This is a genomic window from Kitasatospora sp. NPDC053057, assembly GCF_044546945.1.
In the GTDB taxonomy this organism is placed as follows: domain Bacteria; phylum Actinomycetota; class Actinomycetes; order Streptomycetales; family Streptomycetaceae; genus Kitasatospora.
On the sequence record NZ_JBITZP010000024.1, the window covers coordinates 74,686 to 87,712 of the forward strand.

Below are 13,027 nucleotides of genomic sequence, written 5' to 3' on the forward strand. Positions count from 1 at the left end.
GGCTGCTCCAGCAGGCCGGTCAGCCCTGCAGTGCGACCGTGAAGTGCTCCAGTTCGGCGGCCAGCTCGGCCGGCACCTTGGCGTGCAGCAGCGTGCCCTCGCCGGTGTGCTCGGTGGCGAGCAGCTCGCCCTCCTTGTGCACCCGGGAGACCAGCGCGCCCTGGGTGTAGGGCACCAGGGCCCGCACCTCGACGGCCGGACGCGGCAGCTCGTCGTCGATGAGCTTCAGCAGCTCCTCGATGCCCGCGCCGCTGCGGGCCGACACCACGATGGCGTGCGGCTCGCGGCGCAGCAGGCGCTGCAGCACGTGCGGGTCGGCGGCGTCCGCCTTGTTGATCACCACGATCTCGGGGACGTTCTGCGCGTCAACCGAGACGATGACCTCGCGGACGGCGGCCAGCTGCGTCTCCGGCTCGGGGTGCGAGCCGTCCACCACGTGCAGGATGAGGTCCGCGTCGGCGACCTCCTCCATGGTCGAGCGGAAGGCCTCGACCAGGTGGTGCGGCAGGTGCCGGACGAAGCCGACGGTGTCGGCCAGGGTGTACAGCCGCCCGCTCGGGGTCTGGGCCCGGCGCACGGTCGGGTCCAGGGTGGCGAACAGCGCGTTCTCCACCAGCACGCCCGCGCCGGTGAGCCGGTTGAGCAGGGAGGACTTGCCGGCGTTGGTGTACCCGGCGATGGCCACGGACGGCACCTGGTGGCGCTTGCGCTCCTGGCGCTTGGTGTCGCGGCCCTTCTTCATGTCGGCGATCTCCTTGCGGAGCTTCGCCATCTTCTCGCGGATCCGGCGCCGGTCGGTCTCGATCTTGGTCTCACCGGGACCACGGGTGGCCATGCCGCCGCCCGAGGAGCCGGAGCCACCGCCACCCATCTGCCGGGACAGCGACTGACCCCAGCCGCGCAGGCGCGGCAGCATGTACTGCATCTGCGCGAGCGAGACCTGCGCCTTGCCCTCCCGGGACTTGGCGTGCTGGGCGAAGATGTCCAGGATCAGGGCCGTCCGGTCGACGACCTTGACCTTGACCACGTCCTCCAGGTGGATCAGCTGGCCGGGGGTGAGCTCACCGTCGCAGACCACGGTGTCGGCGCCGCTGGAGGCGACGATGTCGCGCAGCTCCTGCGCCTTGCCGGAGCCGATGTAGGTGGCCGCGTCGGGCTTGTCGCGGCGCTGGATGACGCCGTCCAGGACCTCGGAGCCGGCCGTCTCGGCGAGCGCGGCGAGTTCGGCCATCGAGTTCTCCGCCTCCTCCAGGGTGCCGTCGGTCCAGACGCCGACGAGCACCACGCGCTCCAGACGGAGCTGGCGGTACTCGACCTCGGTGACGTCTTCGAGTTCGGTGGAGAGGCCGGCGACCCGGCGCAGGGCTGCGCGCTCGCTGCGGTCGTACTGGTCGCCGTCGTAGTCGTGGCCGAGGTCCTCGTCGATGGCCGCGAGGTCCTCGTTCATGAGGGCTTCCGCCCGCAGACCGCCCAGGCGGCGCGTGGCGTCGGCGTGGTCGCGGGTGTCGAACGTGGAGGTCATTCTGTCCTTTGGTCGCTGGAATGCTGCGGCGGAGGCCCTTGAGTCCCACCAGAGCTCCTGTGCCCTGAGAACGCCGTGGACCGGCCGTGAATTCCCCATGATGGTCCCACGCCAGGCACGGGCCGGTCACCCCCATTTCCGCCGGAGTGCCGGGTCCGGGTGCCCTCGGGGGCGTGCGGACGGCTCACGTCGTACACCCCGGAGACCCTGAGCATCGCCCGCATCAGGGCGGGCAGCGCGCCCGGCTCGGGCAGCTCGACGGTGTAGGTGTGCCGGACCCGCAGTTCCTGCGGCGGCTCGACCTCGGCGGAGACGATGCCGACGCCCGCGGCGGAGATCGCCGCGGTGAGGTCGGCGAGCAGCCGGGGCCGGTTCAGCGCCTCGGCCCGCAGGGTGGCCCGCAGCAGGATTGCCCGGTGCCCGGCCGCGGGGGCGTCCTCCGGCTGCCAGCGGACCTCCAGCTCGGCGCGCCCGTCCGCGCGCAGCCGCTGCCCGGCGGGGCAGGCGGTGCGGTGCACGGCCACCGCGCCGCCGCGGATCGTGTAGCCGGCCACCTCGTCCGGGGGGACGGGCGTGCAGCAGCGGGCCAGCCGCACCGTTGCCCCGGGCCGGCCGGCCACCGCGACCGGGGCGGCCCGGCGCTCGCCCGCCGGGTGCGCGGGCGGGGCGGGCTGCCCGCCGGCCGGGCCGGTGCGCACCACCGGCAGCCGGGCCGGGTGGTCGGCGAGCCAGCGCTCGATGGCCAGCCGGGCGGCGGGGGTACGGGCGTGCGCCAGCCACTCCGGCGACGGCCCCGAGGGTTCGGCGCCGCGCTGGCCGCTCCCGGCCGGCGGGCCCTCGGTGAGCACCGCGAGCACGTCCCCGTCCTGCAGCACGGTGGACAGCGCGGTCAGCCGGCCGTTGACCCGGGCGCCGATACATCGGTGGCCGGTCTCCTCGCCGAGCAGGTAGGCGGCGTCCACGCAGCTGGCCCCGGCCCTGAGCTGAAGCGTTTCGCCGACCTCCGTCACCACGGTGATCTCGCGGTCGCCGGCCAGGTCGGCGGTGAGCGCGGACCAGAAGGCGTCCGGGTCGGGGGTCTCCTGCTGCCACTCCAGCAGCCGGCTGAGCCAGCCGGGCCGGGCCGGGTCGGTCCGGTCCAGCTCGTCCGCGTCCTGGGCGGCGCCGGTGCGGGACGGGTCGCCGAGCGCGACCACCCCGGTCTCGGCCACCTCGTGCATCCGCCGGGTCCGGACCAGCACCTCCACCACCTCGCCGTCCAGCGCCACCGCGGTGTGCAGCGACTGGTAGAGGTTGAACTTGGGGGCGGCGACGAAGTCCTTGAACTCCCCGGGCAGCGGCGTCCAGCAGGTGTGCAGCTCGCCGAGCACGGCGTAGCAGTCGGCGTTCTCCTCGACCACCACCAGCAGCCGCCCGAAGTCGGCGGGCTGCGGCCGCTGCGGCTGCCCGTCCGGCCCGGGCGCGGCGGCCCGCTTGAGCAGCACCCGGTGCAGCGAGACGCAGTGCCGCGGCCGAACCGTCACCTCGGCGGCGACCCCGGCCTCGGCCAGCTGACGGGCCAGCCGGCGGGCGAAGGGCTCCAGCAGGGTGTCCGGCTCGGCCTCGTGACCGGCCACCAGGGCGCGGGTGCGGGCGTGCTCCTCGGGGTGCAGGGTGGCGAAGACGATGTCCTCCAGCTCCGCCTTGAGCACCTGGATGCCGAGCCGCTCGGCCAGCGGGATCAGCACGTCCCGGGTGACCTTGGCGATCCGCACCTGGCTGGCCGGCTTCATGTGCCGGATGGTGCGCATGTTGTGCAGCCGGTCGGCGAGCTTGATCACCATCACCCGGACGTCGTCCCCGGTGGCGACCAGCATCTTGCGGAAGGTCTCGGCCTCGGCGGCGGCGCCGAAGTCGACCTTCTCCAGCTTCGTCACCCCGTCGACCAGGTAGGCGACTTCGGGCCCGAATCCGGCGCTCACCTGGTCCAGCGTCAACTCGGTGTCCTCGACCGTGTCGTGGAGCAGCGAGGCGACCAAGGTGGTCGTCCCGGCGCCGAGTTGGGCCAGGATCATGGTGACGGCCAGCGGGTGGGTGATGTACGGCTCGCCGCTCTTGCGCTTCTGGCCGCGGTGGCTGGCCTCGGCCAGCCGGTACGCCCGGGCCAGCAGGGCGAGGTCCGCCTGCGGATGGTGCTGCCGGTGCACCCGGACCAGCGGTTCCAGGGCGTCCGGCACGGGCGGGCGCCCGGTGGCCAGTAAGGCGGCCCGCCCGGCCCGGCCGAGGGCGGCCCGGCCGAGCTCTCCCAGGGGCCTCCTGGCCCCGGCCTGCCGTGCGCTCGTCGGCTGCCCCGCGAGAGGGGGCTGCCCGGCTTCGATGGTCATCGGCACCTCCGGCAACGTCGCCGGGCGCTGCCCCTCCCCGTGGGGTGATCGACCCGGTGGTCCATGCTACCGAGCAGAGCACGTTCCGCGACGCCGTGATTCCCGTCCGCGACCGGTATCACCCGATCGGGGGGATTCGTCACCATACGAATTGGGCAAGCCGGGCCGTCAGCCCTGGGCCTGTCGCGCGGATCAGGCCGGATCAGGCCGGATCAGGCCGACAGGCCCTGACCGAGAGACTGCCACCAGCGCCCGTCGAGCCGCCCCTCGGCCACGATCACCGCCGGCCCGGTCATCTCCACCCGGCCGTCCGGGTGCTCGGTGATGACCAGGCGGCCGCCCAGCACGTCCACCGTGTACGAGACCGACTCGCCGGTGACCGCCGGGTCCGCGCCGTCCCGGCGGATGGCCGCCACCGCGACGGCGCAGGCGCCGGTGCCGCAGGAGCGGGTCTCGCCCGAGCCGCGCTCGTGCACCCGCATCGCGACGTGCCGCGGGCCGCGGTCCACCACGAACTCGACGTTGACGCCCTCCGGATAGACCCCCTCGGGGCTGGTGAGCGGCGCGGTGTGGAGGTCCCCGGCGTGGTCCAGGCTCTCCACGAAGGCCACCGCGTGCGGGTTGCCCATGTTGACGTTCAGAGCGGGCCAGCGCCGCTCGCCGACCGTGACCTCGATGCCGTCCGGTCCGGGCAGCCGGGCCCGGCCCATGTCGATGGTGACCTCGCCGGGCGTGCCGTCCTCGGCGTCCCCGGCGACCTTCGCCGTGAGCACCCCGGAGCGGGTGGCGATCGCCAGCTCTCCGGGCTCCGCCAGGCCGGCCTCGACCAGGAAGCGGGCGAAGACCCGCAGGCCGTTGCCGCACATCTCGGCGATGCTGCCGTCGGAGTTGCGGTAGTCCATGAACCACTCGGCCCGGTCGGCCAGCGCCGCGGCAGCCGGGTCGGCGGCCGCGCGCACCACGCGCAGCAGCCCGTCGCCGCCGATGCCGGCGCGCCGGTCGCACAGCGCGGCGACGGCCTCCGGGCCGATCTCCAGCACGCCGTCCGGGTCCGGCACGATCACGAAGTCGTTCTGGGTGCCGTGCCCCTTGAAGAAGGGAAGGCCGGCCCGCTGGGCAGAGGCCTGCTGGGCAGCGGACTGCCGAGGAGAGGCCTGCTGAGGAGAGGATGCGCTCACCCCTCCGATTGTATGGAGGTCCGGCGAACCCCTCAGCGCAGGTAGGCGACCCGCCAGACCGCGAGCACGCAGGCGGCTAGCGCGATCAGGGTGTAGACCACGATGGCCTTCCAGCCGGCCCGCTGTCCGGAGCCCCGGCGCGGCAGCCCCGGCCACTTGTAGCCGGCGTGCCGGGCGGCCATCGCACCCCAGCCGACCGAGGCGGCGGTGAACAGCAGCCCGAGCATCCCGACCATGGTGGCCCGCGCCCCGGCCGAGCCGAAGGCGAGCGGGAAGGCGAACATCAGCGAGCCGAGGGTGCCGAGCAGGGCGATCGGCAGGGTCTGCCACCAGCGGAGCCGGCGCAGCGGCCGGATCTCCCGCTCGTGCACCGGGGCGTCCGGCGGGGTGCGGGTGTCCAGCGCGGGCACCGCGGACGCGTAGGAGGTCGGCGCCTCCAGGCCGGTCAGCACGGGGAGGTCGCCCATCGTCGACTCGTCGAACTCCTCGGCCGGTGCGGTGACGCTCCCGCTCTGGCCGGGTTCGGGGCCGGTACCCGTCGACACACGGCCTCCCCTGACAGTTCGACACGAGCGGACTCGCGGCCGGGCACGGTCGACCCGCGCGGGCCGACCCTTATGGCATCGATGATGGCATGTCCAGAGGGGGCGTTCGGGGCCTGACCGGGGTCCTCGGGTGATCCGTGGCCATCACGTGATCGGGCCGTGACCCCCGGTTCGTTCTGCACGGTCGCCTGCGCGCGCAGGTGCACCGCCGAATTGGCCGGAACACACACTACGCGGCCGGAACTCCCTGACGGCCGATCAGTTCGAGGGATCGTTCCAGCAACTCGACCGGGTCGGTGCCGGCCGGTCGGGAGAGCCAGTGGATGCGGTCGTCCCGGCGGAACCAGGACTCCTGACGGCGGGCGAAGCGCTTGGTGGCCCGGACGGTCTCGGCCCGCGCCTCGTCCTCGGTGCACTCGCCGGCGAAGTGATCGAGCACCTGCTGGTAGCCGAGCGCCCGGGAGGCGGTCCGGCCCTCCCGCAGTCCGACCTTCTCCAGCTCCCGCACCTCGTCCAGCAGCCCGGCCTCCCACATCCGGTCGACCCGCAGCGTGATCCGCTCGTCCAGTTCGGGGCGCGGCACCGCGACGCCGATCTGCACCGCCTCGTACACCGCGGTGTTGCTCGGCAGGTTGGCGGTGAAGGGCTGCCCGGTGATCTCGATGACCTCCAGGGCGCGGACGATCCGCCGCCCGTTGCCGGTCAGGATCGCCTCGGCGGCCGCCGGGTCCAGCTCGGCCAGCCGCCGGTGCAGCGCGTACGGGCCGGCCTGCTCCAGCTCGGCCTCCAGCCGGGCGCGCACCTCGGGGTCGGTGCCGGGGAACTCCATCTCGTCAATCGCGGCCCGGACGTACAGCCCGGAGCCGCCGACCAGGACGGGGGTGCGCCCGGCGGCGAGCAGCCGGTCGATCTCGGCCCGGGCCAGCCGCTGGTACTCGGCGACACTGGCGGCCACGGTGACGTCCCAGACGTCCATCAGGTGGTGCGGCACCCCCCCGCGCTCGTCCATGGTCAGCTTGGCGGTGCCGATGTCCATGCCCCGGTACAGCTGCATCGAGTCGGTGTTGATCACCTCGCCGCCGAGGCTGCGGGCTATGGCGACGGCCAGGTCGGACTTTCCGGCGGCGGTCGCGCCGACGATGCTGATCACACGGGAGCTGCTCACCGCTCCAGTCTCGCAAACCGCCGCGGCGCCCGGGACCGGGCTGCCGCCTGCCCCCGACTGCGCGAGGATATGACTGTTCCCCGGACTGTCTCCGGCCGCTTCCGCAGTCGACCGTCGTTTTGCGAACGCTTTACCCGTCACGTGCGTTGTGCAAGGAGACAGGGAACGAAGGAGATCGCCATGGGTCTGATGGACAACCTCAAGGGCAAGGCCGAGGAGCTCAAGGAGAAAGCCAGCGAGCTCGCGGGCAAGCACAGCGACCAGATCGAGCACATCGTGGACAAGGCCGGCGGCGCGATCGACAAGGCCACCAAGGGCAAGTACAGCGACAAGATCGAGCACGGCGCCGACAAGGCCAAGGACGCGGTCGGCGACTTCGCACACAAGCCGAAGCCGGGCGGCGAGGAGGGTCAGACCCCCCGGCCCCCGCAGCCGTAACCGGTCAGGACCAGGACGCCACGAAGTACCCGACCCCGTACGGCGCGTCCTGATACGCCAGCCGCGCGGTGAGGCCGGCGCCCTCGGCGGCGCCGGCCAGCACCTGCCAGGGCGCCCGGCCCTCGGCCTTGAGCTCGGCGGCCAGCGCCGGGTCGACGGCGGCGAGGGCGGGCAGGTCGGCGGAGCCCAGGGCGGCGGCCAGCGCGGCGTCGAAGCCCTCGGCCCGCTCGTCCAGGTAGCCGGGCGCCTTCAGCGAGCGGCAGGCGCTGCCGTCGCCGAGGACCAGCAGGGCGACCCGGTCGGCGAGGCCGGCCAGGCCCTGGCCGAGGCCGAGCATCCGGTCGGCGGGGGCGTCGGCGGGCACCGCGCAGGCGTGCGTCGGCAGGGTCACCCCCGCGCGCTCCAGCAGCCAGGCGCCGACGGTCAGCGAGGGCGCCAGCTCAGGGCCCTCGACCCGCGCACCGGGCAGCTTGGCGACCAGCGGCACCCCGTAGCGGTGGAAGGACCCGGCCCCGCCCTCGGTCCACACCTCGGCGTCCGGACCGGCGCCGACCACCACGACCAGCTGCGGCTCGGCCGCGACCAGCGCCTCCAGCGCCTCGTCGCAGGCGGCGCGCAGTGCGTCCAGCTCGGGCGCGGCCCCGGCGGCGACCTCGGGGACGAGCAGCGGCGGACAGGGGCACACGGCGGCGGCTACCAGCATGCTGATCACTCTAGGGCCTGCCGCCCGGATCCCGGCTGCGGGGCGACGCCCCCGCCGGGCACCCCCGGCGACGACAACGGCCCGGCGGGAGCACCAACGCTCCCGCCGGGCCGCCGTCACGGCACCGGCGTCAGTCTCCGCAGCAGGCGCCGCCCGCCGGGGCGGCCAGCGGCAGCTCGGCCGGGGCGCCGATCTTCGGCAGGCCGAGCATCACGCCGGCCGGCTTGTCGGCGGGCTTGGCCTGGCGCTTCTCCCAGGCGTCGCCGGCCCGGGTGCGGCGCACGGCGAGGGCCGGGCCCTCGGCCAGCAGGTGGTGCGGGGCGGCGTAGGTGATCTCGACGGTCACCATGTCGCCCGGGCGCACCGGCTCCTCCGGCTTGCCGAAGTGGACCAGCCGGTTGTCGGGCGCGCGCCCGGACAGCCGCTGGGTCCGGTCGTCCTTCTTGCCCTCGCCCTCGGCGACCAGGACCTCCAGGGTGCGGCCGACCTGCTTCTTGTTCTCGTCCCAGGAGATCTCCTCCTGGAGGGCGATCAGCCGGTCGTAGCGGGCCTGGACGACCTCCTTCGGCACCTGGTCCGCCATCTCCGCGGCGGGGGTGCCGGGGCGCTTGGAGTACTGGAAGGTGAAGGCGTTGGTGAAGCGGGCCTCGCGGACGACGTGCATCGTCTCCTCGAAGTCCTCCTCGGTCTCGCCGGGGAAGCCCACGATGATGTCGGTGGAGATGGCCGCGTCCGGCATCGCCTCGCGGACCTTGCGGATGATCCCGAGGAAACGCTCCTGCCGGTAGGAGCGGCGCATCGCCTTGAGGACGCGGTCCGAGCCGGACTGCAGCGGCATGTGCAGCTGGTGCATCACGCTCGGGGTCTCGGCCATCGCGGCGATCACGTCGTCGGTGAAGTCGCGCGGGTGCGGCGAGGTGAAGCGGATCCGCTCCAGGCCCTCGATCTGGCCGGCGGCGCGCAGCAGCTTGGAGAAGGCCTCGCGGTCGCCCAGGTCGGAGCCGTAGGCGTTGACGTTCTGGCCGAGCAGGGTCACCTCGATGACGCCCTCGTCCACCAGCGCCTCGATCTCGGCGAGGACGTCGCCGGGGCGGCGGTCCTCCTCCTTGCCGCGCAGCGCGGGGACGATGCAGAAGGTGCAGGTGTTGTTGCAGCCGACCGAGATGGCGACCCAGGCCGCGTACGCGGACTCGCGGCGGGTGGGCAGCGTGGAGGGGAAGGTCTCCAGCGACTCCAGGATCTCGACCTGAGCCTTGCGCTCGACGGCGGCCCGCTCCAGCAGCGCCGGCAGGTGGCCGATGTTGTGGGTGCCGAACACCACGTCGACCCAGGGGGCGCGCTTGACGATGGTCTCGCGGTCCTTCTGGGCCAGGCAGCCGCCGACGGCGATCTGCATGCCCTGGTGGCGGCTCTTGGCCGGCGCGAGCTGTCCGAGGTTGCCGTACAGCTTGTTGTCGGCGTTCTCGCGCACCGCACAGGTGTTGAACACGACCAGGTCCGGGTCGCCGTCCGGGCCGGCCTTGACGTACCCGGCGTCCTCCAGCAGGCCGGACAGCCGCTCGGAGTCGTGGACGTTCATCTGACAGCCGTGCGTGACGACCTTGTAGCTCTTCAATCCGCTCTCACCGCTCACCAGACCAGGGTACGGGCAGCGGCATAGCGGTTTTCCCGGAGCTTCGCCGGTCCGGTCCCGGAGCTTCGCCGAGCCGTTCCCCTCCCGTTCGGCCGGAGCGCCTGGCAGTATCCCTGCATGGCCCCCACCAATCCGTCACGTCTCGGCGCCGCCGTCCGCCGCGCGGCCCGCAGCCCGTTGTGGCGGACGGTGCTGGTGCTGGTGCTGCTGGTCGCGGGCTTGGGCGGCTGGTGGCTGTCGGCGGGCCGCTCGCCCGGATACCCGCGCGGGGAGACCCGCTTCGCGACCGGCGTCCCGCGCGGGGTCTACGACCGGTACGGGCAGCTGCTGCGGGCCCACGTGTCGCAGACCATGCCGGGGGTGCGGCTGGCCCTGGACAGCACCGACGGCTCGGTGGAGAACCTGACCAGGGTGATCACCGGCCAGGACACCTTCGCCGTCGCCACCGCCGACGCGGTCGCCACCTACCAGGGCCCCGGCAAGGACCGGCTGCGGGCGATCGCCCGGCTGTACGACGACTACCTGCAGCTGATCGTCCCGGCCGACTCCCCGGTGCACCGCACCGCCGACCTCAAGGGCCTTCGGGTCGGCGTCGGGCTGCCGCAGTCCGGGGTGAACCTGGTGACCAGGCGGCTGCTGGCCGCGGCCGGTCTGGACCCGGACCACGACATCGCCGCGGTCCCGGCGGGCGTCAGCGACGGCTCGGACGAGCTGCGCGAGGGCAAGCTGGACGCCTTCTTCTGGTCCGGCGGCCTGCCGACCAGCGCGCTCACCGACCTCTCCGACCACTTCCGGATCCGGATCGTCCCGCTGGCCGACCTCTCCGAGGCGCTGCACAAGACGGACGGCGACGGCGTCGACGCGTACCGGGCGGCCACCATGCCCAAGGGCACCTACCCGAACGCCGAGCCCAAGGAGCCCGTCGCCACCATGGCCGTGCCCAACCTGCTGGTGACCCGGGACGACGTGGACCCGGGCCTGGTGGAGGGCATGACCAGGGCGGTGATAGACAGCCGGGACCAGATCGGCGCCCAGGTGCACGCCGCCCAGCTGGTCGACCTGCGCACCGCCGTCTACACCGACCCGCTCCCGCTGCACGAGGGCGCGGCGCGCTACTACCGGTCGGTGAAACCCTAGGGTCGTTCCGGCCGCGGCACCGCCAGGGTCACCGCGAGCCCGGTCGGCTGGACCGGGGCGAAGGTGAGCGAGCCGCCGCCGGCCGCCAGCAGGGTGCGGGCGATGGACAGGCCCAGCCCGGAGCCGTCCACGTTCTGGTGCCGCGCGCTGCGCCAGAACCGGTCCCCGGCCCGGGACAGCTCGTCCTCGGTCAGCCCCGGCCCGGCGTCGCTGACGGTCACCGCGACCTCGTCCCGGCGCAGCACGACCCGCAGCCGCACCTCGCTGCCGGACGGGCTGAACTTGAGCGCGTTGTCCAGGACGGCGTCCAGCGCGGACCCGAAGCCGATCGGGTCCGCCATGCCGATCGCCAGCGCCGGGCCGTCCCAGCGCAGGTCGATGCCGCGCTGCTCGGCCACCGGCCGCCAGCCGTCCACCCGGGCGAGGGTCAGCTGGGCGAGGTCGGTCCGCTCGGGTTCGGGGCGGGCGTGCTCGGCGGTGGCCAGCCCGAGCAGGTCGTCCAGCACCCGGGCCAGCCGGGAGCCCTCCTCCCGGACCCCGCCGAGCTCCTCCTCGTGGCCCTCGGGCAGTTCCAGGCCGAGCACCTCGACCCGCAGCAGCAGGGCCGAGAGCGGGTTGCGCAGCTGGTGCGAGGCGTCTGCGACGAAGGCCTTCTGCTGGTCCATGGCGTGCACCACGTGGTCCGCCATCTCGTTGAACGAGCGTGCCAGCCGCTGGAGTTCGGGCGGTCCGCCACCGGGTGCGACCCGTGCGGCCATCCGGCCGGTGGCGATGTCGTGGGTGGCCCGGTCCAGGGTGCGCACCGGGCGCAGCACCCACTCGGTGAGCCGCACGGCCAGCAGCACGGCGACGGCCATCGCGGCCGCCTCGCCGCCGGCGAGCACCAGCCACTTGTGCAGCACCCGGGCCCGCAGCGCCCCGGCCGGGGACTCGCTCAGCACCACCGCGACCACGTCGCCGTCGCGCACCACCGGGGCGGCGACGGTGATCGTCCGGTCCTCGGTCCACGGCCAGACCTGCGGCGGGTTGTGGCTGCGCCGCCCGTCCAGCGCCTCCTGGAAGGCCTGGGCGCCCCAGCCGACGGCGGGCAGCCGCCAGTCGCCGGGCGCGATCGCGATCGGCGAGCCGTCGCGCTGGAAGATGCCCAGGCGCACGCCGTACAGGTCGTAGTAGCGCTGGACCTCGGCTTCGATCGCGTGCCGGCGGCTGAGGTCGCCGGGGGCGGGCTCCGGGTCGGACTTGAACGCGGAGTCCAGGGCGGTGGCGCCCGAGGTGGGCAGGTCCTGGGCGAAGCGGGCGGCGTCGTCGAGCCGGTCGACCACCACCCTGCTCTGCTCGGCCGCCGCGAACGCCGCCGCGAGCGGCAGCCCCAGGGCGGCCAGGACGCAGAGCATGAGGGCGATCAGGATGCCGAGCAGGCGGGTGCGCACGTGCGGTCAGTGCTCCGCGGGGGCGGACGGGGCCTGGTCGGCCGCGGTGGAGGTCGGGCACTCGGGGATCAGCCGGTAGCCGACGCCGCGCACGGCCTCGACCAGGCCCGGCAGCGCGAGCTTGTTGCGCAGCGAGCCGATGTGCACCTCCAGGGTGCGGCCGTTGCCCTCCCAGCCGCTGCGCCAGACCTCGCTGAAGATCTGCTCGCGCCGGTAGACCACGCCGGGGCTCTGGGCGAGCAGCGCCAGCAGGTCGAACTCCTTGCGGGTGAGCGGCACGTCGCGGCCGTCCACGCTGACCCGGCGGCGCTCCCGGTCGATCCGGATGCCGCGGGACTCCAGCGGGCCGCGCTGCTGCGGCACGGCGTCGGGCGCGGGCACCGCCACCGAGGACGGCTGGGCGCCGCGGCGGGCGACCGCGTGGATGCGGGCGAGCAGCTCGCCCATGTCGTACGGCTTGGTGACGTAGTCGTCGGCGCCCAGGTTGAGGCCGTGGATCCGGGAGCGGATGTCGGCGCGGGCGGTCACCATGATCACCGGCACGCCGCTGCCGGCCCGGATCCGGCTGCACACCTCGAAGCCGTCGCGGTCGGGCAGCCCGAGGTCGAGCAGCACGACGCGGTACGGCTCGTTGCCGTCCGGCACCAGGGCGTCCAGCGCCTCGTGCCCGCTGCGGGCGTGCCGCACCTGGAAGCCGTGCCGTCCGAGCACCGCGACCAGCGCCGCGGCCACGCGTTCGTCGTCCTCGACGAGCAGCAGTCGCATCCCGTTCTCCTCCCTCCCCCACGTGATCGCCGGGCCGATTCGGTCGGGGCCCGGTCCTGCGCAGTATGAGCCAGTGCGCGGCCCGGCGCCAGGCTCGACCGCGTACCGGGCTCGTGGGGGACGGCGAGCACCGGCGCGTGTTCCCGCT

Annotated in this window: 11 protein-coding genes; 2 read left to right on the plus strand and 9 right to left on the minus strand. The window is 74.0% G+C overall.

Translation table 11 applies throughout. From position 1 onward, the window contains the following. Positions 1-19: 19 nt before the first annotated feature. The 5 genes from hflX to miaA all read right to left on the minus strand — a co-directional run bounded on the left by hflX (position 20) and on the right by miaA (position 6,773). Positions 20-1,522 (minus strand): GTPase HflX, encoded by a 1,503-nt coding sequence (gene hflX, locus ACIG5E_RS24575; protein WP_396536652.1) that lies wholly within the window; start codon positions 1,520-1,522, stop codon positions 20-22. Continuing rightward, positions 1,519-3,885 (minus strand): RelA/SpoT family protein, encoded by a 2,367-nt coding sequence (locus ACIG5E_RS24580; RefSeq protein ID WP_396536654.1) that lies wholly within the window; start codon positions 3,883-3,885, stop codon positions 1,519-1,521. Before ACIG5E_RS24580 ends, hflX begins: the two co-directional genes overlap by 4 nt. Positions 3,886-4,097: 212 nt before the next feature. Then, positions 4,098-5,063 (minus strand): diaminopimelate epimerase, encoded by a 966-nt coding sequence (gene dapF, locus ACIG5E_RS24585; protein ID WP_396536656.1) that lies wholly within the window; start codon positions 5,061-5,063, stop codon positions 4,098-4,100. Positions 5,064-5,095: 32 nt separating this feature from the next. Next, a complete protein-coding gene (locus tag ACIG5E_RS24590; RefSeq protein ID WP_396536658.1) occupies positions 5,096-5,608 on the minus strand; it encodes a hypothetical protein in 513 nt (170 codons plus the stop codon). A gap of 229 nt (positions 5,609-5,837) precedes the next feature. Then, positions 5,838-6,773: a tRNA (adenosine(37)-N6)-dimethylallyltransferase MiaA gene (miaA, locus tag ACIG5E_RS24595; RefSeq protein WP_396536660.1), complete on the minus strand. Its 936-nt coding sequence runs from the start codon at positions 6,771-6,773 to the stop codon at positions 5,838-5,840. Between the two features lie 180 nt (positions 6,774-6,953). On the opposite strand from miaA, the gene ACIG5E_RS24600 reads away from it, so the two are divergent. Next, positions 6,954-7,211 carry an antitoxin gene (locus ACIG5E_RS24600; protein WP_396536662.1) on the plus strand — a complete coding sequence of 86 codons (258 nt, stop codon included), beginning with the start codon at positions 6,954-6,956 and terminating at the stop codon, positions 7,209-7,211. Between the two features lie 4 nt (positions 7,212-7,215). Here the strand turns inward: ACIG5E_RS24600 and ACIG5E_RS24605 are convergent, their stop codons facing one another. Both ACIG5E_RS24605 and miaB read right to left on the minus strand, forming a co-directional pair. Next, the gene (locus ACIG5E_RS24605; RefSeq protein WP_396536664.1) at positions 7,216-7,914 is read right to left on the minus strand and encodes a class III extradiol dioxygenase subunit B-like domain-containing protein; all 699 of its coding nucleotides are present in this window, start codon (positions 7,912-7,914) and stop codon (positions 7,216-7,218) included. Positions 7,915-8,044: 130 nt separating this feature from the next. After that, positions 8,045-9,547, minus strand: coding sequence for a tRNA (N6-isopentenyl adenosine(37)-C2)-methylthiotransferase MiaB (miaB, locus tag ACIG5E_RS24610; protein ID WP_396536666.1), 1,503 nt, complete (start codon positions 9,545-9,547; stop codon positions 8,045-8,047). A gap of 117 nt (positions 9,548-9,664) precedes the next feature. Here miaB and ACIG5E_RS24615 point away from each other — a divergent pair, with 117 nt between their 5' ends. Then, a complete protein-coding gene (locus ACIG5E_RS24615; protein WP_396536668.1) occupies positions 9,665-10,684 on the plus strand; it encodes a TAXI family TRAP transporter solute-binding subunit in 1,020 nt (339 codons plus the stop codon). Here the strand turns inward: ACIG5E_RS24615 and ACIG5E_RS24620 are convergent. Then, entirely contained in the window at positions 10,681-12,114 is a 1,434-nt protein-coding gene (locus tag ACIG5E_RS24620; RefSeq protein WP_396536670.1) for a sensor histidine kinase, read from the minus strand. The genes ACIG5E_RS24615 and ACIG5E_RS24620 overlap by 4 nt on opposite strands. 6 nt (positions 12,115-12,120) lie before the next feature. Continuing rightward, the gene (locus ACIG5E_RS24625) at positions 12,121-12,879 is read right to left on the minus strand and encodes a response regulator transcription factor (RefSeq protein ID WP_396536672.1); all 759 of its coding nucleotides are present in this window, start codon (positions 12,877-12,879) and stop codon (positions 12,121-12,123) included. Between the last annotated feature and the right edge of the window lie 148 nt (positions 12,880-13,027).